The organism is Methanothermobacter sp., assembly GCF_049720995.1.
Classification (GTDB): Archaea; Methanobacteriota; Methanobacteria; order Methanobacteriales; family Methanothermobacteraceae; genus Methanothermobacter.
In genome coordinates this window covers 1-23,320 of the sequence record NZ_JBNASF010000015.1, presented here as the reverse complement: position 1 = coordinate 23,320, position 23,320 = coordinate 1, and the positions used below count along the sequence as shown (strand labels likewise).

Here is a 23,320-nt window from a genome sequence, read left to right as displayed (position 1 = left end):
GAGGAGTGATTTTATGATCATGGAGTCGATTCCTGTTTTCCTGGCACTTATCGTATGTTTCTATGCATCCTACAGTGATATGAAGAGGGGTTTAATCCCCAATCGCCTCACATTTCCTGTTATTGGTCTTGGTCTTGCATTTAACGCCATTAGGGCCTACACTGAGGCGGACCCCTGGATATTCATATACACCGTCATCTTCACTGCGGGCATATTTGCCCTCGGTTACGTCCTCTGGAGGATGGGTGCCTGGGCTGGTGGTGACGTCAAGCTATTCACCGCCATCACAGCTCTTCTACCCTTCCAGCCATCCATTGTGGGTTACACCTTCATTGGAGTAGATTTTCCTGTAACAGCAGCTTATCCGTTCCCATTAACACTTATAATAAACAGCATACTGTCCCTATTACCATTTCTCCTGGTATACGTCTTCTTCATAATCTACACATCAAGGAGGGACCTCATGGATGAATTCATGGAGCCCCTGAAACAGTATAGGACGAACATGGTCCTCGCCCTTGTGATCACATCGGCGGTGACGCTCACGTTCATCATAACAGACTTTCTACCCTTCCAGATAATAGTGCTCTCACTCATACTGATATACCTCCTCACCATGGTCATATCACGCCTCCCCAACAGGGTGAAGGCTGTGATTGTATCTGTTATAATCGTCTACTCCCTCTACAGGAACTTTGAGTTAACCGTGAGTGGCTTTGTTGTGCTCTGGGTCTCAATAACAGCCATACAGCTCATAAGAAAACTTTTGACATCAATCACAAGGGAGGCCCTGCAGGATACCATGCACGTGGATGAACTGAGGGAGGGCATGATACTCGCCCACACACTCTACAGAAAGGGTGATGAATACTACTTTGATGACACCTCATTCACCGACAGATTCAGGACCGCTGCAAGGACAGGGGATGTCTCCACACTGACCTACAGGGGCGAACCTGTAATTTCGGCAATGGCCGCCGGCCTGAGGGATGAGGAGATCCAGACACTCAGGGACCTTGTGGATAGCGGAAAGATCCGAGACGAGTTCCGCATAAGGAGGGGCCTGCCCTTTGCCCCCGCAATACTCATCGGGCTTGTTATCTCACTCCTTGTGGGTGACCTTGCGGTGATACTCTTCAGGGCATTTGACCTGGTATTTTAGCCAAGTATTTAAGAGTCCCTCCACATAAATATCAGGTGAGATATTAAATGTTGAAGGTGATCCGCATGGATAGCAGGGGACAGGTTTCCCTGGAGTATCTCCTACTCATACTCGTGGTCCTCCTTGTGCTGGGTGGCGTGACCATACCCCTCATAGGGAGCTCAATAGAGGCGAGTACTGATGTATCCAGGGCATCGGATGCCAAGGTGGCTGTTCAGACACTCTCAGATGCAGCAGATATAGTCTATTCCAATGGTCCAGGGGCAAAGAGAACCGTGAGTTTCTACATCCCCGTTGATGGCACACTCATCTTTGCCAATAACAGCGTGATATTCACAGTCACCTACAGTAACGGTACAAAGTCAAATATAACAGCCCCCACACAGTACAGCCTCACATCACAGTCAGTGAATGTTCAGAGGGGTTGGTACCGCGCAGTGGTTCAGTGGCCACTTAACTCCACCACCGTACTCATAACAAATGTAACAAGGACCTAGGAGGGGTTTAATGAGTTTCTTCTCAAGACTCGGCAGTGCAGTGATAACCCTATTCACACTCATTGGAACGGCAATCTTTGGAATCATAAGGCTTCCGGCTAGGATAAGGAGCATAACATCTGATCTCCGGAAGGGAATCTCAGAGGTTGATGTTGACGATGTGAGAAGAAGGGTCAGGGAAAGGGCTGAGTCAATAGGGGAGCGTATCCCAACCCAGCAGGATGAGGAGGTTCAGGAAATCCTTGAGGAGGCGAGGAACCATGACATCGAGTTACCTGAGGACGACGCCCCAATAATCATCAAGGCAGGGCACTTTGACTCAGCAGAGAAGGAAAACGCGGTCCTTAAACTTCAGCTAACAGCCTCCGGATTCATCGTGCTCTCGATAATATACGTCTTCAATTTCATATCGCTCATTGTATTCATGCCGGCGGCACTTATACTCCTCGGACTCCTCCTGTACATACTCTACCGCCAGATAAGGGTCATGTACCCCGGGGACTTTGAGGCCTACAGGGACTTCTTCCTGATGTACGTGGCTGTTGGGGTCGTTATAATTTTCGTATCAGGTAACTCTGCCCTCACAATGGCCTTTCCATTTGTATTTTTCCCTGCACTCACAACACTCCTCTTTGCCGTGCTGGCCGTTGCAGTGGTTTTCCTCATATTCAGAATAAGGTATGTGCGCGACTACACCTTTGGTGAGGTTATAGAGACCGGTGAAAACACATCCTATGTCAGGGTTGACTATGATATAAGGAGCAACGTTAAACCCGACGTCTACATCGTGGAGAATGGTGGCTTTGATGTGGAGGTTGGGGATACGGTGAAGCTTGCAGTGGAAGGGTCTGTAATGAGCATGAGGGGCAACAGACCTGTTAGGATAACCGGTGTGGAAGGGTAAACTGAATATAAATGAATAATTTTTTTTAGATCTGTACCGTGTATGTCTTATCCCCAAGCCTCACGGTGGTGCTGTTAACAGGCTTTACTCCATTGAGACCTAAGAGGGACTCAACGGTCCTGTTTATCACCAGTGCCCGGTAATTTGAAGGAATGGGGGTGTCGAAGTATACAGTTATGATCCTGTTGCTTTCACCTGTTATGGTTGTCTTTGTGACCTTTATGGGCTTCATGGATACGTTGGTGTATGCCATTTCAGCAACCGCAGCTGAGGCACCCTCCCTTGCGGCGGCGGCTATACTGTTCTCCTGTGACTGGGGGCCTGCAATTGACGAGAAAGCAATCACGATTATCAGTATGAATGAAATGATCAAGATAAATTCTGCTGATATCTGACCCCTGGAGTCCATATAATCACCATCCTACTGATATATGAATCATCAATTATATATAACATTCCCGGCATAAATAATCGCATATAAAGAGAAGGGGATAAAATTGAGGGGTATACTGGCTGATAAGAGGGGTTTTGCATTTTCACTTGACATACTTCTGGCTCTGATACCATTGACAATCATGCTGGGCATGCTTGCTGCTGATATGGATAACATAATGTATTTAACACAGAGCACCATCTATCAGAGCGCCCTTGACCGCCAGGCATCTGATATAGCGGATGCATTGGTTGAAACCTCTGGTGTCCCCCCAGACTGGGAGCAGCTCGGAAACCCCCAGAGCATAGGACTTGCAAGGTATGACCCTGTGAGAAACATGCCCCAGAAAAACTACCTCTCCCCGGCAAAGATCGCCGGGATTAACACAACCAACATGGGGGAACTTGTGGGCCCGGAGTATGGTTACTATATAAACATAAGCACCACCGAGGGTCTCACTGTCAGAACCCTTGGAACCCTTAACACAAGTGCCCCTGACATTGCAAGGGTTGAACGTTACGTCCTCACCACCAACGTTGAGCGTGTGGGTTCAATAGAGGGCCTCATAAGGGATGCTGGGCAGCCAAGGACATACACAACCAACTTCCCAACCAATGAAGCATATCTTAGAATCTACGACTACTGGGTTCTTGTAATCAACAGGGGATACGATTCAGCATTTGTGGATGTTAACAACAACCGTGTTGTGCCCCCAAACGAGATAAACAGGCACATCACAGAGATCAAGAAACAGATAAATGAGACCTACCTCTACAATAACACAACATTCAGGGATAACATACTGAGTGTCAGAACCCAGAGTAACCCAGGGGCATCAATGGATGTCTACATCCTTGCAGCGCCCAAAGGCACCCCCCCAGATCAGATAACACTTGATAACGTGAGGTTAAGGCCAGCCAGATTTGTCCTGTACCTCTGGCTAAAATGATAATAAATAATTTACCTGATGCAGGTGATCAGTTATGATCCGTGATTTTGGCGATGATGAGGGAGGATTCATATTCACAACCGATGCCGTCCTGGCCCTGGTTGTTGTATTCATATTCACAGCATCAATTGTGACATACTTTGCGCTTCCAAATTATATGGGGTCTGACCATCAGCACCTTGAGGCCCTGGCAGCGGACGCCCTGGATGTCATGAGACAGGACGGGACACTCTACTCTGCAGCCGCCATGTACTCCAGGAACAACACGGCAGGTGCAGAGAACCTGATAAGCTCTGAGCTGAGATCGCTGCTACCACCCGGAGTTGGTTATGAGTTCAAAATGGGCCCTTACCCGACCCTCAGGAATGACAGCGGCATAATGGTCTCAAGGGACACTGCGTCAAGGGCCATAGTCATTTCAGGTCCTGAGGAGGGCTGGCTTGGACGTGCATGGTACAAGATGGAGGAGGTCTCACTGGAGGACCAGGAGATAAACTCCACCACAACCATATGGAACTTCCATAACTGGCTTACCAATTTCTGGAACAGCCTCTACTCAAGACCCTACTGGGGGTACCAGACCGCACCCCAGAATATCACATTCTCGGTTCCATCAAGTAACATCAATTGGGGCAGGTTCCTTCTTGGCTCCTGCAACAGACAGAACAGATCATCATACGGGGCAAGGGTTGTGATAAACAATGTTCCCCATGTTGTCAGTAACAATAGCTTCACCTTCCTCAACCTCAGACCTGGAACGACAAGGGAACTCATGTACAATTATCAGGGAAACATAACGTCACTTGCTGGCGGCTCAAACAGGTTCTATGTCCAGTTCACCAACATGACCACAAAGGGATATAATGATTACGACATGCCATGGTTCTCACTAATAGCCAACTATACAAACACAATAAAGGTGCCGAAGGGTATCATTACCCGCACATATGCCTTCAATGACGCTGCTGGCCTCGCAGTACCCAGCTTAACGAGACTGGACAACAATGGAACCATGGGTTACGGTCGTATATATGACCTCAACACAGGTACGGTTACCAACCTCAACACAAGGAGGGTGATAGCATGGAACAGTATGGTGAGACAGAACCATTTATACTCCGATGGTCTGCCATTCGTAATTGAGAACGTTAATGGGGGTAGCGCAGATGGATGTGCGGTTAGCGTCACACAGGACATCCCCATACCCCCAGGTTCAAGGATACTCGATGCCTATACAGTTGTCAACCCATATGGTGGTGTTGACAATGCCCTTGTGGAGGTATGGAATGGTACCTCCTGGAATATGGCTTTCTGTTCGTTTGATTATGGTGGAGTAGACTACAGTTCGGTGAGTGACGGTTACGGTAACGTGCCAGGTACAATATACATCAGGGACTACCTGAGGTCCGGGCAGACCAACAAGGTCCGGGTGACAATATGGGACAACGTCCCTGGCCAGGACTACGACCTCGTGGGCCTTGTTGACTGCTACTCCACGGTCTCCTACACATCATTACCCATCCAGTGGAACAACTACCCCTTTGCAAGCTACCAGAACTCAACCAATGTATCATCCCCTGTGAGGGAGTTTGCCATTGGATCGGACGCCAAGAAGGTCCTGCTATTCATGGGGGCGGGACTTGACACCAAGACCATCAGGGTTGAGGTTAAAAACTCAACGAGTGCCTGGACACAGCTCTACAATGGTCCAGTTCCCTTCTCACTGGATATAGGTGCCATTGATGTTGCAGGAAGCAGGATATTCACAACAGGAGGCAACCCTGGAAACTACAGTACAAGGCCAGGAAACTATTATATACGCGTCACTGTAAATTCAGGGAATGGCTGGGAGTCAGGGGACTCCAATGCAGAGATATATTCAGGTACACGTGTTGCCGTCATATACCCCAAATTCCTTGCAAACATGTGGGCCACAGAATATGCCAACGATGCATACACTGCCCAGGCCCTTGCAAGGCAGGAACTCATAGAGATGCTCCAGTCATCAGGCTACAACGTGGACCCATCACTTATAAGGACCGAGGCCCTCTACACAGGGGATATACCCAATTCATTACCTGTTAGACTAACACTGTGGAGGAGTTAGATATGAGCATAATCCGTGACGAGGATGGATACGCATTCACACCACTTGCAGTGCTCCTCTTCATACCGGTGATTGTAATCGCCATATCCTATGGAAGCATAGCCAATGAGGCCAACATGCTGGCAGCCCTTACAATGGGTGGTGATGTCACCGTAACGGTGGTTGGCTCAATATACTCGACCGTTGAGAAAGCAGCGGCGGATGCGGGTCGTAACGCGGCATACAATGCATCAAGGAACGTTATAGATAACGCTGAGTTCTTCCCGGCCGGCACCAGCAAGGCCAACATAACAAGGAATATCGTTGATGCCATAAACGCCAACGTCATAAACACATCACAGGAGCTTGAAAGGCAGACAGGCCGCCAGATCTACATCAACAATATACCCATAACCAATTACACCAACGCAACATTCACCACATCAGACGTTACAATAACACAGAATGACCCCTTCGGGTTCTCAGTGGAGATACGCGGCGGCATACCTGTGAAGGTTGTTCAGAAGGACCAGGTATATGAGTTCCGGCTGCCGCAGGTGTCATCCTATGTGAGCCTTGAGGGTATAGAGGACCCCTACATATGGATAAACACCAAGTTCCGTGCAAGTAACGTGATCTACAAGTATCCCTACTATGCAAGTAACGGTACATATGCAGACTACAGGCTCAATGAGAGCGTTGACAGGGACGGGAGGCTTCAGAACCTCTGGTACTGCCTCAACGGGACCGACAACCCCAGTAACATAACACCAAGACCCTACTACTTTGTGGACCCGTATGGCCTTTCATTCTTTGACCGCCTTGAGAACAGGTCATCATCAGCGGACCCCCAGTACACAAGGATGAGCACCTTCATAATAGGGGACCCCCTACTTGAGGACCACAAAGGCAACCAGTACATCTCAAAGGTTGACAGGGAGTACTTCCTTGGAATCCCTGGGACAACCATCAAGGTAAGGAATAATGTCGTTTATGACCCCCTTGGATGTCCATTCTGCCTCTCAGCAACCTACAAAGACCTGCTGGGTCTTGCAGCAAACAATTACAGTTAGGGTGATTCAATGGATGATGCTGGTGTTTTAAGCATAGACTTCCTCTTCGCAACACTGATAGCTCTCATCATAATCGCGGGGATGGTAAGCATACTGGACAGTGAACTCTCAAGGACACAGGCGGGTGAACTTGGGGAGGCCAGGATGATGGGTGAACGTGTTGTGGGTGCGGTGAATGCAGCCTACACAAATGGTCCCGGGTATGCTGTTAACCTCACATTAACTTCTGATTTCCCATACACCATTGAGGCGAGGAATGGCAGGGTCACCGTTTTCTATAAGTCAAGCACCATCAGACTCAACCTTATACCCAAGGTCAACGTGACGACGACCAACATGACGCCAGGATTCACATACACTGTGAGGAACCAGGACGGCACAATAACCATAAGTAAAGTCACCTGAAATCAAAAAGTCTGGAGGATCTCTCGTGTTCAGTGACCTCAGATGGGAGTATAAGGCCCTTGCAATCATCGCCATCATAGCGGTCCTTGTAATGGTGTACTCATACAGCTCATTCAACCAGGGGGAGCGGGTGAGGCTATCTGATTCCACACAAACTGAACCCCAGCCACAGCCGGTACCTGTGAGTGTACCGGAAATGATGGATAACAAAACAAACACAACTGAGAATGTTACTGCCGAGGAGGCCAGGCAGATAGCCGCAGAGTCCGGTTACACAGCAGGACAGCCCACAAGGGGCTCAATAAACCTGAACGGCACCAATGTGGAGGTATGGATTGTCCCCCTCCAGAGGAGTGGAAGGACAGTTAAGGAGGTCTATGTGAGTATGGAGGGCGGACAGATTGTGGGAAGCAGGGAATTCACCTGATTAAGCAGTCCGCAGAATCCTTATTTCATCTCTCGGGGCAGGGAATTCACCTGCGGGCAATAATCACAACATATTTAAGGCCAGCTGAGATATTATTGGTAAGTGATTAAAGCGCCCCTCAAAAGGATTCACGGTGAATAAAATGGATGTTCTGAGTGTAATCGTAATGCTGGCCCTATTTTTGCTTCTACTTGCATTCATATTCTCCGCTGGCCTCATGACGCCTGTAATTGGCAGCAAGAACATTATATTCGTGATATTCATAGGCTTCATTGCAGGGACCATTGGCGGTGCATTCCTTATCTCACCGGTTTACGATGAGATCCCTGAAATTGCAAGGAGCATATACCTCTCAACATCTGGAGCCACAGAAACCGTAACCGCGGATGTCTCAACAGATACCGATATAGAGAGGCTCAAAGAGGATCTTGCCTCCCAGGAGGGGGTTGTGGATGTCCACTCTGAGGGGATCGTGATAAAGACAGATAAATTCACAGAGGAACGTAAAAGAATAATAGAGGATAAAATAGTGGTTATAGACTCCAATATAACCTCATGGAATGTTTACACGAATGGCACCATAATCCTGCAGGTTAAAAGGGGATACAACCCTGTGAATGCCCTTGAGAACCTTGCGGAGTGGCTCATGTACACCGGAGGTATAAACACAAGGTACAGCACGGTTAAGCTGGTGGTGGAGGTGAAGCCAGCAAATGTCGATGCAGTCGTCTCCTACCTTGAGGCGAGGGACATCGTTGTAACAGGTGTCAGGGGCCCTTCAGAGGATAAGGTGGCTGAACTCAGGAGGTCTTTACCGGCTAAATCCAATATAGTACTCTTCTGTGGTGTTCTTGGAGTGATAACGGGTCTTGCAGGTGTTTTCATAGATTCCATCATGGGTTCTTTCAGGAAGATTTACAGGAAGTACAGGAGGTGAAGCATGAGGTCCGCGGTTCTATATTCAGGGGGTAAGGACAGTACAATGGCCCTCTACCATGCACTCCAGGAGTCGGAGGTTCGATTTCTTGTTTCAATGGTATCAGATAACCCCGAGTCCCACATGTACCATGTGCCAAACATCCAACTCACATCCCTCCTTGCAGAGGCCCTTGGAATACCCCTCATTGAATCCAGGACTGAGGGTGTTGAGGAGGAGGAGGTTGAGGACCTTGCAGAGACTCTTTCCATGCTGAAGGAGAGGGGTGTAGATGCTGTTTACTCAGGGGCACTTTACTCTGAGTATCAGAGGTCAAGGATAGATGAGGTCTGCAGGGGCCTTGGCCTTAAGTCCGTGGCACCCCTCTGGCACAGGGACCCGCTGGATTATATGGAGGAGGTGGTTGACCTTGGATTCAGGGTCATGGTAACAGCGGTTGCAGCTGAGGGCCTGGATGAGTCATGGCTTGGGAGGATTGTTGACAGGAGGATGATCTCTGAACTCGCTGATCTCAGTGAGAGGTATGGTATAAACCCCGCCTTTGAAGGTGGTGAGGCTGAGACCCTTGTCCTTGATGGTCCCATATTTAAGAAGAGACTTGAGATACTTGAATATGAAAAGAAGTGGTTCTTTGATAATGGATTCATGGATATAAAGAGGGCTGTACTTGTTGATAAGGATTAGTTTTATTTTTTGTTAGTTTATCTGGAGTGCTTGTTGATAGGATTGCTTTTTATTTTTCATCCATACCTTCGTCCCTCTCCCTGGATACATCAGGTGCAAGCCAGTCAATGATCCCCATTATATCATCTGATTCAATCTCGACCATTATATCCCCAAGGGGGGTGATGGGCTCCTCGAGAACATTGACACGTCCTATGAGTGCCGCCTGCTTGTTTATATAAATTCGGGTCAATTTGCCCCTCATGTTCTTAACCAGGATTCCCCGCGCGGTTAAACGTATCCTCCGCAGCTCAAGGGCCTCCCTGAGTTCCCTGAGAATTTCAGTATTGCCTTCACCCTTGAGGAAATCTCCATAACTCTCAATTTCAAGGTCTGGGAATACGTTCATAACGGCCTCCCTGACCTTCTCAGGGTCCTCTGTTGCCCTCACCGGAACCTTAACCCTCACGGTATCCATCATCTTCCCTCCTCGCATAGTTTCCTAAGTATCTTTTTTGCCTGATTTTTTATCTTCCAGATGGGGCCCTCATTGACTATCATGTAATCTGAGGTCGCTATTACATTCCCTATTCCGAATCCAAGTTCCCTTTCATCCCTTTCAATGAATTCACTGTAACTTGATGAATCATCCTCTCTTCTACGCTTTTTGAGACGTCTGAATCTTGTCTTTCTGGTTGAAAATACAGATATCACCCTGAATCCCGGGAAGTTCTCTCTGAATATTTCCACCTCGTAAGGGCTCCTTATTCCCTCTATAAGGAACCTGTCTGATTCTGCCTCCTGGATTCTTTCAACACACTTCTCGGCAACAACGTATTCACCGTATTCCTCTCTGAGGCGGACAGCCGTCACCCCCGGGTCCTCACCGCGTTTTCTTGCCTCATCCCTTATAACGTCACCCATCCTTATAACCTGAAATCCCATGGACTCGGCGACCCTTGAAACAACACCCTTACCTGCTCCTGGCATCCCTGAAACTCCGATAACCACCATTTTAACACACTCATGTATTTTATGGGGATTCAATCTCTGGATTGTAACGCCTTATATCAAGCAATTTTATGGTTTCCCTCAGGTTTTCTGTGTTGTCAAATTCCCTGAGGATACCTTCAAGTTCCTCCCATGGGGTGCCCCTGAGTTCCCCCACAGCATCTATCAGTGCAGGCACAGCCCTTACAATGTTATCGGTTATGCTTATACTGGCCCTCCTTGAGGTGCGTGAGAGGGGGTTGAGGTCCACGGTTATAACCGTTTTTCCCGATTTTCTCAGTATCTCAGTCCTGTCACCATCCTCGAGGGGCACAAGGACTGTATCGGCGCTGTATATTCCATCAGGACTTGCTGTTGCCCTCGGGCTCATTATACCATCTATGTGCATGAGTTTCCCTGTTCCGAGGACCTCTGATGCTCCATGTTTCCTCAGGACCTCCTCGATTAGTTTCACCCTTTTCTCTGTCCTGTGGAAGAGGTTTATCTCGATTCTTCCACCGATCTTCCCTGCAAGTTCCACCACCTCCGCGGGGACAAGTGCCGCAGTGTTTCCATTAACTGAAATTACAGGGTTCTCTGCAAGGATAAGAGCTGCTGCTGCAGCCCTTATGGCTTTTCTGGCAGGTTCTGTTGTCTCTTCACCCAGGAGGTAGTCAAAGGCCTCACCCCTTCCATGGGCGATCATCCCTGAATCTGCAAGTATGCCCTTTCGCCAGGCATCTGTTATTTTCTCTCTCTGTATAAGTGAATGATAGCGTGGATGGTCCCTTGAAATCATGGTACTCTATTGTACCGGACATTTAATAAGTTTATTTCAATCCACAGGTTGAGGTGGATGGTCGCCAAATATTTTATACCAGCTTGAAGATAGAATTAGGAGGAGGAATCCATAATGGAAGATGAAGTTGAGATTAAAAGAAAACCCAGAAAGCCAGAGCATGGGAAAAGCCTGTGGGGGATCTACCTCGGGTCAATGCTGGTGATCATGGGTGTTATATGGTTTGCCTTTGCATCAGGCCTTATACCACCCCAGTATTCAAGGTTCTGGCCCCAGGCCCTTCTGGTTATCATTGGGGTTCTTGTAATCATAAAATCCATCAGGAAATGAGCGGTGATTGTATGAAGGAACTCATGAAGCGTCTCTCACTTGCCAGTGGAGTCTCTGGATTTGAGGGAGAGGTAAGGGATATCATAGCATCTGAACTTGAGGGTCATGTTGATAGGATAGAGGAGGACAGGCTGGGTAACATCATCGCAACCAGGAGCGGGTCTGGTCCCTCGGTCATGCTTGCAGCCCACATGGATGAGATAGGCCTCATGGTGAGGCACATCGATAAGAAGGGCTTCATAAGGTTCTCAAAGATCGGGGGAATCAGTGACCAGATGATACTCAATCAGGCTGTCTGGATCCACGGGGAGAATGGCCCTGTGATGGGTGTCATTGGATCCAAGCCCCCGCACAGGATGAAGGCCGCTGAGAGGAAGAAGGTTACAACCCATGATAACATGTTCATCGATATAGGGGCAGAGTCCCGTGAGGATGCAGAGGAACTTGTCTCTGTGGGGGATCCAGTGACATTCCACGCACCCTACAGTGAACTTCCCAATTCCCGATTCACAGGTAAGGCACTTGATAACCGTATAGGGTGCCTTGTAATGGTTGAGGTCCTTAAAAGGGTTGATGCTGATGCAACGGTTTACGGTGTTGGAACGGTACAGGAGGAGGTCGGGCTGAAGGGTGCCAGGACCTCGGCTTTCAGACTCAACCCTGATATGGCCCTTGCCCTTGACGTTACAATAGCCGGTGATCACCCCGGTATGAAGGAGGAGGAGGCACCTGCAAAGCTGGATGGTGGCCCTGCTGTCATCCTCACAGATGCAGGTGGTAGGGGTATAATAACCCATCCAGGGGTTAAGGACTGGCTTCTTGAGACCGCAAGGGAGGAGGATATACCTGTGCAGATAGAGGTGAGTGAGGGGGGCACGACCGATGCAACAGCCATTCACCTCACAAGGGAGGGTATACCCGCAGGTGTGGTCTCTGTACCCACAAGGTACATCCACACAACGGTTAGCATGGCAAGCATGAAGGACATCAAGATGACCGTTGACCTTCTTGTCAAGGCAATTGAAAGACTGTAAACCCCCCACACCTTTTTACTACGATTTTTTTCCGTCAAGATAAAAGATGTATGGGCTGTCGCACCAGTTTTCATATACCTCCACCACATATTTGCTGCCCATGCCCACATCGCGGGTCATAATCTCATTCAGAAACTGGCCAACTGTTTTCTCTGAAATTTTCACCCCGCAAGGAAATTCGCACTGTTTTTTCATTTCAAAGATCTTTATTATGACCTTTTTCTTCAATATGCAAACCTCCTTTTGAATAACCTTGATCAGTATTATGTAATAATATAATATATAAAATTATCTAATTATTACTAAGATAAGGAGACACTGAAAAATTCAGGAATTAAGTTGCTTCAAATAATTTGAAGAACCTCCCAGCACCATTTTTTTCAGTGGTTTCAATCTTCAGGGTTCTCTATGACCTCAAGGCCATTATCTGATATGATGTACGGTACAAATTCAATTGGTGTCCTTGTGCTCCTCATCTTTATAATGTCCATAACCCTCTCCCTTCTACCTGTGTAGGGGTTCTCCCTCTTTATCAGCTTTATGGCCCCGTATACCGCGTAGAGGGCTATCTCATTGAACTCCATGGAGGTGGCGCTGTCAAGGATTATCATTGCAGTGATACCCCTCTTCTTGAGTTCATAGATGAGGAGGTCAAACTGGTCCCGGAACTCGTGTGTTGTGAGTTTCTCTGTATGGCTGCCAATGCTGTCTATTACAAGCACCTCAGTATCCTCAGGGATCTCAGCCAGTATCTTCTGAAGGTTTCCCTTGACGGATTCAATGCCTATATGTATCTCTGCCTCTGTGAGCCTTGCCCTTATGGCAGAGAGTCCTATGATCCTCAGGGTGTCTGATTCCATCAGTTCATCTATATCCCACCCAAGTGAGGCGCACTGTATCCTCAGGTCAGTCTCGTCCTCCTCCGTTGTAACATAGACGGTCTTGAGACCCTTCTTTGCACTCTCAATGGCAAAGTGGAGTGCCATGATGGTCTTACCGGCCCCGGCATCACCTGTTACAAGAATACTCCTCCCCTTCGGATATCCCCCTATTATATCGTCGAGTCCCTTAACCCCCGTGCCTAACCTAGATATAGCATCCATCATTTACCCCCTTAATCCATTCAATATCTTATGAATCCAAATGTGATGTTCCCCTCTCATCACTATACCATATGGAATTCGAATGTGAGGTTCTCGTCCCTGCTCCTCAGCGTTGACGTCTGTATTACGCTTCCCTTGATACCTGTCCAGGTGAAGCTCCTCATCAGCATGGCCCTGAATATGAGCGAGAAGATGGGATTCTGACGTACCTCACTGATCCAGGGAAACGTTTTGAATTCAAGGACATACCTCGACTTCTCCTTTCGGAGCGTGGTCTCGATTCCAAGGTTCCCGAGAAACCCTGAAAGCCACTTTATGTATGCATTGAAAACCCTCTCCGGTGCCCTGCCAGACCGGATATCCTCAACAACCCCCAGCTTCTCCATCATCCTATGGAAGTTGGGTTTCAGGTTCTTCTCAAACCTGTCTGCAAAGTTCTTTATGATGGCATTTCTGAGCTGTGGAGGGATTGATGATGCAAAGACAGGCACAGCCGAAACAACGAACCCATAAAGCTGGGCCTTTGACCTCTCCAGGATGAGTTCCTCCCTCCTCTTCTCGGCCTCCACCCTCCCTGTGATGTCGTGTCCTATTATCTGGAGGAGGTTCTTCTCGGTTGTTGTCTCAATGGTGGTGGAGTGTATCTCAAAATGGTGCTTCCTTCCCTTTACGTCAACAAATTCGATTTCAAAGTTCTTATGCTCACGGTTCATGAGGTCAAGGATCTTCTCAACGACTTCACCTGATAAAAGACCCTTCCTTTCGAAGATGGAGAATTTCTTACCCCTTAACCTCTTCCTGTCAAGCCCTGTTAACTCCTCGACGGTTCTGTTTGCAAAGAGTATCCTTGAGTCAGAGTCCAGGAGGATTATGGGATCGGGTGATGTCTCAAGGAGGGCCCTGTAGCGTTCCTCACTTTCGCGGAGTTTACTGTCCATCCTGTGCTTGTAGAGGGCCACCTCGATTGCACTGTGAAGCTCACGATCCTCAAAGGGCTTTATTATATACCCGAAGGGTCCTGTGAGTTTTGCACGGCTCAGAGTCTTCTCATCGGAGTATGCTGTGAGGTAAACAACGGGTATATTCATCTCCTCTCTTATGACCTCTGCCGCCTCTATCCCGTCCATTTCGCCCTTGAGCACTATATCCATGAGTACAAGGTCGGGTTTCTCCTCACGGGCAAGTTTTATTGCCTCCTCACCTGAGGCTGCCATGCCAACCACCCTGTAGCCAAGACCCTCAGCCCTGTGCTTGATGTCCATGGCCACTATACTCTCATCTTCCACAACAAGCAAACTTGTAGGCGACATTCAATCCTCCCTGGATATCATTCAGGATACCATCCATCCCCCGGATTAAGGTTCACACAGTCAACCAGTATTATGTAAATGGCAGGTATAAATAATTTGCTGGAAAATTCCGTTATCACCCCATAAAACATTTTGACATGCAGAAAACCCTATGGAGGGGATTCAACCGTTATCATCACTTCTGAAGTGCCTGTATATCCTCTCTGCCACCGGGCGGTTCATGCTCCTCACCGCTGCAAGTTCCTCCACACTGGCATTCCCTATACCCTCAACACTTCCAAAGTGCTCCAGGAGGGCCCTCTTTCTCCGGGGACCAACACCCCTTATACTGTCGAGTTCTGATTCAAGGGATTTTCTGTCCCTGATCCTCCTGTGGTATTCAACTGCAAACCTGTGGGCCTCGTCACGGAGGTGCCTGAGCAGCTGAAGGGCGCTGTCTGATACCTCAACCGGTTCCGAAAGCCCGGGGAGGTATACATCCTCCTCCCTCTTTGCTATGCCCACAACGGGCACATCCACACCACATGACTTCAGGGCATCCAGTGCTGCTGAGAGCTGTCCCTTACCCCCGTCAATAAGTACAAGGTCCGGTTTTTCAGTTTCATCACTGGAGTACCTCCTCATGACGAGTTCCCTCATCATTGCATAGTCATCCGGGCCCCGGGTCCTTATACGGTAGCGGCGGTACATTCCTGGGGCAGGTTTACCATCCATGAAGACAGCGACAGAACCGGTGGCGTGGTCACCACCAATATTGGATATGTCAAGGCCCTCAATCCGCCGGGGGATGGAGGGGAGCTTGAGTTCACCCTTAAGTTCAATGAGGGCATCCTTCACCTTACCCTTCTGCTTGAGGATGACGGAGGCGTTCTTCCAGGCTATGTTCAGGAGCCTCCTGCCTGAGCCCCCCTCAGGTGAATGTACCTTGACCTCACCACCCCTGAGCTCAGAGAGCCACTCTGCTATAACCTCATCTCCTATCGGGTACTGCACCAGTATCTCTGAGGGAATATAACGGGGGATTGCATAGTACTGCTTGAGGAAGGACTCAAGGATCTCCCTTCTATCTGCGGAGCCCCTCAGCATGAAGTCATCCTTCCCTGTGATCTTACCGTCACGGATCTGCAGAACCACCGCAACGGAGTTATCACCGCTGGTCTCAAGTGCCACTATGTCCTGGTCGATGGAGTCTGTGAAGGCCGCATACTGCCTCTCCATAACCTCCCGTATGGATTCAATCTGGTCCCTGATAACCGCGGCCCTCTCGAACTCCAGCCTGGAGGAGGCATCGCGCATCTCAACTTCAAGAGCCTCAATCACCTCACGGTAGCGGCCCTGGAAGAAAAGGTCCACCCTTTCAATGATCTCAAGGTAGTCCTCCCGGCTTATCCCACCATCGCAGGGGGCATGGCAGAGGTCGATCTGACTGTTCAGGCAGGGACCATCCATCCTTCTGCAGCTTCTGATCCTGAATAGGGACTTTATGAACTTCAGGGTCTTCCTGACTGCCCCTGTATCAGTGAATGGTCCGTAGTACCTTGCGCCGTCATCCCCGATGGTCCTTGTTATGATTACACGGGGATATTCCTCATCTGTTATCTTTATGAAGGGGTACCTCTTATCGTCCTTGAGGCGGACGTTGTATGGGGGCCTGTACCTCTTTATGAGGTTGGATTCAAGGATGAGGGCCTCCTTTTCATTCTCTGTGAGTATGTACTCTATGCTGTCAAGGTGCCTCATCATGACCCTGAGGCGGGGGTTCTCCTGTTCCCTGAAGTAGGAGGCTACCCTCTTTCTTATTGAGACCGATTTGCCAACGTAGAGGACCCTGTCGTTTTCATCACGGAAGATGTAAACGCCTGTCCTGTCTGGAAGTTTCCCTGGATCCCTGACCCCTGTCAATGTATCATCCCTTTAAGTTTATAGGACTCTGAAGTATACCTCCAGTTTATCATTCTTTAATAGGTCTCCTGTGTATCATTCCTTTAACAATTCTAAAACTGCAAAGGTATATATAATGTGACCTGAAAATATAATTTCACCATAAATCGAGTTTCTTATTTTAAGTGATTTGTGATGAAATTTGAACTGGTATCAGATTACAGACCCCTCGGGGATCAGCCAAAGGCGATACGGTCCCTTGTTGAGGGTATAAACTCAGGGATGAGCGAACAGACCCTCCTGGGGGTCACAGGGTCAGGTAAAACCTTCACCATCGCCAATGTCATCGAGGAGGTCCAGAAACCCACGCTGGTCATATCCCACAACAAGACGCTGGCTGCACAGCTCTATGAGGAGTTCAGGGAGTTCTTCCCTGATAACGTAGTGGAGTACTTCGTGAGCTACTATGACTTCTACCAGCCAGAGGCCTACATACCACAGACAGACACCTACATAGACAAGGAGGCCTCCATAAATGACGAGATAGACAGAATGAGGCACTCGGCCACCCAGGCGCTCCTATCCAGGGACGACGTTATAGTGGTGTCCAGCGTATCCTGCATCTACGGTATAGGAGCCCCCGCAGATTACGGGGAGTTCACACTCCATCTTGAGGTGGGCTCCACCATGGGGAGGGAGGAGATCCTCTCAAGCCTTGTCAGCATGCAGTACGAGAGGAACGACGTTGAATTCGACAGGGGCCAGTTCAGGGTCCGCGGTGACACCATAGAAATAAACCCCATCCATGGGACACCCCCAATCAGGATAGAACTATTCGGGGACGAGGTGGACTCCATATCAACCGTCCACAGGGTAACAGGTAAGAGGCTGCAGAAACTGGACCGCGTAACGGTATTCCCTGCCAAACACTTCGTGATCCCTGAGGACAGACTCCAGAGGGCCATAGAGTCAATAGAGGAGGAACTTGAGGATCGCCTCAGGGAACTCAGGGCCCAGAATAAACTTCTGGAGGCCCAGCGCCTTGAGCAGAGGACAAGATTCGATATGGAGATGCTGCGGGAGATGGGCTACTGTCAGGGCATAGAGAACTACTCAATGCACCTCAGCGGCAGGAGGTGGGGTGAGAAACCCAACACACTCCTTGACTACTTCCCCGAGGACTTCCTGACGGTCATCGACGAATCACACGTGACTGTCCCGCAGATAAGGGGCATGTACAATGGTGACCGGGCAAGGAAGGAGACCCTCGTGGAGTACGGCTTCAGACTCCCCAGTGCAAAGGAGAACCGTCCACTACGCTTCGACGAATTCCAGGAAAGCATAAACCAGGTGATCTATGTCTCTGCAACCCCGGGTAAATATGAACTCTCAAGGAGCCAGAACATCGTTGAACAGATCATAAGGCCCACTGGCCTCGTGGACCCCGAGGTTAAGATACGGCCCGTTAAGGGACAGGTTGACGACCTCCTATCTGAGATAAGAAGGAGGGTTGACCTTGGTCAGAGGGTCCTGGTAACCACCCTCACCAAGAGGATGGCAGAGGACCTCACCGACTACTACTCCCGGGTTGGTGTTAGGGTGCGGTACCTCCACTCAGAGATAGATACCCTCGAGCGTGTTGAGATCATAGACGACCTCAGACGTGGCGAATTCGATTGCCTGGTTGGTGTGAACCTCCTCAGGGAGGGCCTGGACCTTCCGGAGGTTTCACTGGTGGCGATCCTCGACGCCGACAGGGAGGGATTCCTCAGATCAGAGACCTCCCTCATACAGACAATCGGGAGGGCCGCCAGGAACGTCAACGGCCAGGTGCTCATATACGCCGACAGACTCACAGACTCGGTGAAGGCAGCGGTTGAGACCACCAACAGGCGAAGAAAGCTCCAGATGGAGTACAACAGCAGACACGGTATAAAGCCCAGGAGCACAAAAAGGACCCTCAGGGAGAAGAGGGAGACAGAGGAGCTTAAGGCCGAGGAGATACCCCGGGATGAACTTGAAGTAATAATAAAGGACCTTGAGGCCGAGATGCGTGAGGCTGCAAGGAATCTGGAATTCGAAAGGGCCGCAAGACTCAGGGACCAGATAATATCCCTCAAGGGGTCATCATCAAAATAAAACTGAAACCTGTAATGGAATAAGTGGAGATTCTGAGGATTATGAGAGGAAAGATAGTTATTAAGGGTGCAAGGGAACACAACCTCCAGAACATTGACCTTGAACTCCCAAGGGATAAATTCATCGTTATAACAGGTATAAGCGGGTCAGGGAAGTCCTCGCTGGCCTTTGACACCATATACGCTGAGGGCCAGCGGCGATACGTTGAGTCCCTCTCAGCCTATGCAAGGCAGTTCCTGGGGCAGATGAAGAAGCCCGAGGTGGACTACATAGAGGGCCTCTCCCCTGCAATATCCATAGACCAGAAGACCACAAGGGTCAACCCCCGCTCAACCGTGGGGACCATAACAGAGATCTACGACTACCTCCGGCTGCTCTTTGCAAGGATAGGTAAACCCCACTGCTACCGTTGCGGAAGGGAGATAGAGCAGCAGACATCAACCCAGATAGTGGACCGTATAATGGAGGATGATGAGGGCACCAGGATCATCATACTGGCTCCCATTGTGAGGGATAGGAAGGGTGAGCACCAGAGGGTTTTTGAGAGGCTCAGGGAACAGGGATTCGTAAGGGTCAGGGTTGAAGGTGAAATAAGGGACCTTGACGGGGAATTCAGCCTCGACAGAAACAGGAAACACTCTGTTGATGTGGTTGTGGACCGTCTTGCTGTTAGAAAGGACACAGAATTCAGGAAGAGACTCGCAGACTCCGTTGAAACAGCCCTGGAAATGGGTGAGGGCACCCTCAGGGTCCTATACCATGACACCGGTGATGAGAGGGTCTACAGTGAACACTTCGCATGCCCTGACTGCGGCATAAACTTTGAGGAGATAAGCCCAAGGATGTTCTCATTCAACAGCCCCCACGGGGCATGCCCGGAGTGCAACGGCCTCGGGAGCAAACTTGAGATCGATCCTGACCTCATCGTACCCTACCCTGAGCGCTCCATAAATGAGGGTGCCATAGTCCCCTGGAGCAGGTCAGGTAAGAGGGACAACTACTACCACCAGATGCTGAGGGCTGTGGCGGAGCACTACGGCTTCAGCCTCGACACCCCCTTCGGTGAACTGGACGAGGAACACAGGAGGGCCATCCTCTACGGGACGGATGAGAAGATCCAGTTCGTATTCCAGCGTAAAAACAGAACCTACCGTGTTAACAGGCGCTTCGAGGGTGTTATACCCAGGATGGAAAGAATCTACATGGAGACCAAGTCCAACTACATGAGGACCTACATAGGTAAATTCATGAGCAACCATGCATGTCCGGTCTGTAAGGGGAGCAGATTGAGGCCAGAGAGCCTCTCGGTCACGGTGGGTGGAAAATCAATACATGATGTTGTTGAAATGTCAGTGAGCGAGGCCCACAGCTTCTTTGAGGGCCTTGAACTCACCGGAAGGGAGGAGTACATCGCAAGGGAGATACTCAAGGAGATACGGGAGAGGCTACGCTTTCTAATTGACGTTGGCCTGGACTACCTGACACTTTCAAGGTCATCAGGCACCCTCTCAGGTGGTGAGGCCCAGAGGATAAGGCTTGCAACCCAGATTGGATCGGGCCTTGTGGGGGTCCTCTACATCTTGGACGAACCCAGCATAGGCCTCCACCAGCGGGATAACATGAGGCTGATTGAGACACTCAAGAGGCTCAGGGACCTGGGGAATACCCTGATAGTGGTTGAACACGACGAGGAAACCATACTCTCCGCTGACCACGTGGTTGACATTGGACCGGGTGCAGGGGAACACGGTGGACACGTGGTTGCAGAGGGAACACCTGAGGAGATAATGGAGGATCCGTCATCCCTCACAGGGGCGTATCTGTCAGGCAGGGAAACAATACCGGTACCTGAATTAAGAAGGAGGCCGTCCGGGAAGTATATCACAGTGAGGGGGGCCAGGGCCAACAACCTGAAGGAAATAGACGTGAGGATCCCCCTGGGTGTCTTCACCTGTGTCACGGGCGTATCAGGTTCAGGTAAGAGCACGCTGGTCAACGATATACTCTACAGGGGGGTCTATGAGAGGCTCCACCACAAGCACATGAACGCAGGCAAACACAGTGACATCGAGGGTCTTGAGCACATCGACAAGGTTGTTATGATAGACCAGTCACCAATCGGCAGAACCCCACGATCAAACCCTGCCACCTATACAGGGGTCTTCACCCATATAAGGGAACTCTTTGCCCAGACCCCCGAGGCAAGGAAGAGGGGGTACAGACCTGGAAGGTTCAGCTTCAATGTCAAGGGTGGTCGCTGTGAGGCCTGCAGTGGTGACGGGATAATCAAGATAGAGATGCACTTCCTTGCAGACGTCTATGTCCCATGTGAGGTGTGCAGAGGCAGAAGGTACAATGATGAGACCCTTGAGATAAGATACAGGGGCAGGAACATCGCAGAGGTCCTTGATATGACGGTGGAGGAGGCCCTTGAGTTCTTTGAGAGCATACCCCAGGTGAGGAAGAGGCTGCAGACACTGTATGACGTTGGCCTTGGCTACATAAAGCTGGGTCAGCCAGCCACAACACTCTCAGGTGGTGAGGCCCAGAGGGTCAAGCTGGCAAAGGAACTTGGCAGGAAGAGCACCGGGAAGACTCTATACATCCTTGATGAGCCAACCACAGGACTCCACTTCGATGACATCAAGAAACTCCTCAATGTCCTGGGAAGGCTTGTGGACGCAGGTAACACAGCCGTTGTCATAGAACACAACCTTGACGTTATAAAGTCTGCGGACCACATCATTGACCTCGGTCCAGAGGGCGGTGACAGGGGAGGTCTTGTGGTTGCTGAGGGGACACCCGAGGAGGTTGCCAGCTCAGGAACGCACACAGGCAGGTTCCTCAGGGATGTCCTCAGCGGGTTACAGGATGAGAGGGTACCTGTGGGACAGGATACCGGGAAGTAGACGGGTTTGCATGCTCTCAGGGAGCAGCTTCCCGGTTAATTTTTTACATAATCTCTCTTTAAATCAAATACATCTTTTATCTTCTTTATGGCGAGATAAAGGTGTTTCAATCCACTCCCTTTAAAGGAAATTTTTTATATGATCATCCCCATAAATTTTATGTGGTTATCATGAAATACAGTGAAGACATTCTGATGATGATTGCAGCGGCAGTTATGATGTTCTCCTTCAGCTGTATACACGGAATTTTCCTGATTTTACCTCTCATGGCAATCCCGAAACCCTCAGGCAGGGTAATTAAATGGGCCCTTTTTGTTTTTGCAGTATTCACGGCTTTAATCATAATTCAGCCAATGACACGCGCAGCTGGATTCATCATATCAGATGAACTCTTCAGGATAGTTATCCTGATGCTTTTCACAGTAATGATCGCACTGCTCATTGAGAGGATCGAGAAGGTCCGCTCCCTCAGAAAACTGAACAGGGAACTCGCAAAAAAGGCCGCAGAACTTGAGGATGCCAATAAGGAGCTCGAGGCATTTGCATACTCTGTCTCACATGACCTTCGCGTCCCTTTAAGGGCCATCGATGGATTTTCAAGGATACTCGTTGAGGACTATGAGGATAAACTTGATGATGATGGTCTCAGGGTAATTGGAATAATCAGGGATAACACAAAGAAGATGGGGCAGCTCATCGACGACATCCTCCTCCTATCAAGGGCTGGAAGGCAGGAGATGAACCCTGTGAATCTGGACATGAGGGAACTTGCAGAGTCAACCTACAGGGAACTTGCCTCACAGGAGAAGGGAAGGGTCATAGAGTTTTCTGTGGAGGACCTCCCACCTGCAATGGCAGACAGGGTCCTGATGGGGCAGGTTATGGGTAACCTTCTCTCAAACGCCATCAAGTTCACCAGGGACAGAAACCCCGCAAGGATCGAGGTTGGATACATGGATGGGGGCGATGAGCACATATACTATGTCAGGGACAACGGGGCAGGCTTTGATATGAAATATGTGGGGAAACTTTTTGGGCTCTTCCAGAGACTCCACAGTCAGGAGGAATTTGAGGGAACAGGTGTGGGTCTTTCAATAGTCCAGAGGATAATAAAGAGGCATGGGGGGAGAGTCTGGGGTGAAGGTGAGGTTGATGCCGGCGCAACAATATACTTCACACTTCCAAAGGCGGTGGGATAATGACAGATGCAGATATACTCCTATACTTCACACTTCCAAAGGCGGTGGGATAATGACAGATGCAGATATACTCCTATACTTCACACTTCC

The 23,320-nt window shown here is 49.5% G+C and carries 23 protein-coding genes; 15 read left to right on the top strand and 8 right to left on the bottom strand.

The genetic code is table 11. From position 1 onward, the window contains the following. Positions 1-19: 19 nt before the first annotated feature. The 3 genes from ACPLJI_RS05905 (at position 20) to ACPLJI_RS05895 (ending at position 2,563) form a co-directional block, all read left to right on the top strand. On the top strand, positions 20-1,162 hold the full coding sequence (locus ACPLJI_RS05905) for an A24 family peptidase C-terminal domain-containing protein (protein ID WP_424741167.1): 1,143 nt from the start codon (positions 20-22) through the stop codon (positions 1,160-1,162). A gap of 65 nt (positions 1,163-1,227) precedes the next feature. After that, on the top strand, positions 1,228-1,659 hold the full coding sequence (locus ACPLJI_RS05900; RefSeq protein ID WP_013295637.1) for a class III signal peptide-containing protein: 432 nt from the start codon (positions 1,228-1,230) through the stop codon (positions 1,657-1,659). Between the two features lie 10 nt (positions 1,660-1,669). Next, on the top strand, positions 1,670-2,563 hold the full coding sequence (locus ACPLJI_RS05895; protein ID WP_424731338.1) for a DUF2101 family protein: 894 nt from the start codon (positions 1,670-1,672) through the stop codon (positions 2,561-2,563). Between the two features lie 25 nt (positions 2,564-2,588). Here ACPLJI_RS05895 and ACPLJI_RS05890 read toward each other — a convergent pair whose 3' ends face one another. Further along, a complete protein-coding gene (locus ACPLJI_RS05890) occupies positions 2,589-2,972 on the bottom strand; it encodes a class III signal peptide-containing protein (RefSeq protein WP_424731337.1) in 384 nt (127 codons plus the stop codon). Positions 2,973-3,060: 88 nt separating this feature from the next. On the opposite strand from ACPLJI_RS05890, the gene ACPLJI_RS05885 reads away from it, so the two are divergent. From ACPLJI_RS05885 to ACPLJI_RS05855, 7 genes are all read left to right on the top strand, one after another. Next, a complete protein-coding gene (locus tag ACPLJI_RS05885; protein ID WP_424731336.1) occupies positions 3,061-3,945 on the top strand; it encodes a hypothetical protein in 885 nt (294 codons plus the stop codon). Between the two features lie 34 nt (positions 3,946-3,979). Further along, a complete protein-coding gene (locus ACPLJI_RS05880) occupies positions 3,980-6,052 on the top strand; it encodes a hypothetical protein (RefSeq protein WP_424731335.1) in 2,073 nt (690 codons plus the stop codon). A gap of 2 nt (positions 6,053-6,054) precedes the next feature. Further along, the gene (locus ACPLJI_RS05875) at positions 6,055-7,104 is read left to right on the top strand and encodes a hypothetical protein (RefSeq protein ID WP_424731334.1); all 1,050 of its coding nucleotides are present in this window, start codon (positions 6,055-6,057) and stop codon (positions 7,102-7,104) included. 9 nt (positions 7,105-7,113) lie between these two features. Next, on the top strand, positions 7,114-7,509 hold the full coding sequence (locus tag ACPLJI_RS05870; RefSeq protein ID WP_424731333.1) for a hypothetical protein: 396 nt from the start codon (positions 7,114-7,116) through the stop codon (positions 7,507-7,509). A gap of 25 nt (positions 7,510-7,534) precedes the next feature. After that, a complete protein-coding gene (locus ACPLJI_RS05865; protein ID WP_424731332.1) occupies positions 7,535-7,936 on the top strand; it encodes a hypothetical protein in 402 nt (133 codons plus the stop codon). A gap of 142 nt (positions 7,937-8,078) precedes the next feature. Beyond that, complete coding sequence (locus ACPLJI_RS05860; protein WP_424741166.1) at positions 8,079-8,873, top strand: hypothetical protein; 795 nt, start codon at positions 8,079-8,081, stop codon at positions 8,871-8,873. Between the two features lie 3 nt (positions 8,874-8,876). Beyond that, entirely contained in the window at positions 8,877-9,557 is a 681-nt protein-coding gene (locus ACPLJI_RS05855; protein WP_424731627.1) for a TIGR00289 family protein, read from the top strand. A 49-nt stretch (positions 9,558-9,606) separates the two neighbouring features. Here ACPLJI_RS05855 and ACPLJI_RS05850 read toward each other — a convergent pair whose 3' ends face one another. From ACPLJI_RS05850 to ACPLJI_RS05840, 3 genes are read right to left on the bottom strand one after another with little or no spacing between them, the layout of a single operon-like run. Further along, on the bottom strand, positions 9,607-10,017 hold the full coding sequence (locus tag ACPLJI_RS05850; RefSeq protein ID WP_424731628.1) for an RNA-binding domain-containing protein: 411 nt from the start codon (positions 10,015-10,017) through the stop codon (positions 9,607-9,609). After that, positions 10,014-10,550 (bottom strand): AAA family ATPase, encoded by a 537-nt coding sequence (locus ACPLJI_RS05845; RefSeq protein WP_424731629.1) that lies wholly within the window; start codon positions 10,548-10,550, stop codon positions 10,014-10,016. The genes ACPLJI_RS05850 and ACPLJI_RS05845 overlap by 4 nt, the downstream gene beginning before the upstream one ends. Before the next feature lie 19 nt (positions 10,551-10,569). Then, on the bottom strand, positions 10,570-11,325 hold the full coding sequence (locus tag ACPLJI_RS05840) for a 4-phosphopantoate--beta-alanine ligase (protein WP_424731630.1): 756 nt from the start codon (positions 11,323-11,325) through the stop codon (positions 10,570-10,572). Positions 11,326-11,439: 114 nt separating this feature from the next. Between ACPLJI_RS05840 and ACPLJI_RS05835 the strand changes: the two genes are divergently transcribed. Next, positions 11,440-11,655: a hypothetical protein gene (locus ACPLJI_RS05835; RefSeq protein ID WP_424731631.1), complete on the top strand. Its 216-nt coding sequence runs from the start codon at positions 11,440-11,442 to the stop codon at positions 11,653-11,655. Positions 11,656-11,666: 11 nt separating this feature from the next. Next, positions 11,667-12,689, top strand: coding sequence for a M42 family metallopeptidase (locus tag ACPLJI_RS05830; RefSeq protein ID WP_424731632.1), 1,023 nt, complete (start codon positions 11,667-11,669; stop codon positions 12,687-12,689). Positions 12,690-12,707: 18 nt separating this feature from the next. Here the strand turns inward: ACPLJI_RS05830 and ACPLJI_RS05825 are convergent, their stop codons facing one another. The 4 genes from ACPLJI_RS05825 to uvrC form a co-directional block, all read right to left on the bottom strand. Further along, on the bottom strand, positions 12,708-12,917 hold the full coding sequence (locus ACPLJI_RS05825) for a hypothetical protein (protein WP_424731633.1): 210 nt from the start codon (positions 12,915-12,917) through the stop codon (positions 12,708-12,710). Between the two features lie 161 nt (positions 12,918-13,078). After that, complete coding sequence (locus ACPLJI_RS05820; protein ID WP_424731634.1) at positions 13,079-13,792, bottom strand: ATPase domain-containing protein; 714 nt, start codon at positions 13,790-13,792, stop codon at positions 13,079-13,081. A 62-nt stretch (positions 13,793-13,854) separates the two neighbouring features. Next, a complete protein-coding gene (locus tag ACPLJI_RS05815; RefSeq protein ID WP_424731635.1) occupies positions 13,855-15,102 on the bottom strand; it encodes a methanogen output domain 1-containing protein in 1,248 nt (415 codons plus the stop codon). A gap of 162 nt (positions 15,103-15,264) precedes the next feature. Next, complete coding sequence (gene uvrC / locus ACPLJI_RS05810; RefSeq protein ID WP_424741165.1) at positions 15,265-17,004, bottom strand: excinuclease ABC subunit UvrC; 1,740 nt, start codon at positions 17,002-17,004, stop codon at positions 15,265-15,267. 171 nt (positions 17,005-17,175) lie between these two features. Here uvrC and uvrB point away from each other — a divergent pair, with 171 nt between their 5' ends. From uvrB to ACPLJI_RS05795, 3 genes are all read left to right on the top strand, one after another. After that, positions 17,176-19,122, top strand: coding sequence for an excinuclease ABC subunit UvrB (uvrB, locus tag ACPLJI_RS05805; protein ID WP_424730155.1), 1,947 nt, complete (start codon positions 17,176-17,178; stop codon positions 19,120-19,122). Positions 19,123-19,151: 29 nt separating this feature from the next. After that, positions 19,152-22,031, top strand: coding sequence for an excinuclease ABC subunit UvrA (uvrA, locus tag ACPLJI_RS05800; RefSeq protein ID WP_424730157.1), 2,880 nt, complete (start codon positions 19,152-19,154; stop codon positions 22,029-22,031). A 170-nt stretch (positions 22,032-22,201) separates the two neighbouring features. Continuing rightward, a complete protein-coding gene (locus ACPLJI_RS05795; protein WP_424730156.1) occupies positions 22,202-23,230 on the top strand; it encodes a sensor histidine kinase in 1,029 nt (342 codons plus the stop codon). The last annotated feature ends 90 nt before the right edge of the window (positions 23,231-23,320 follow it).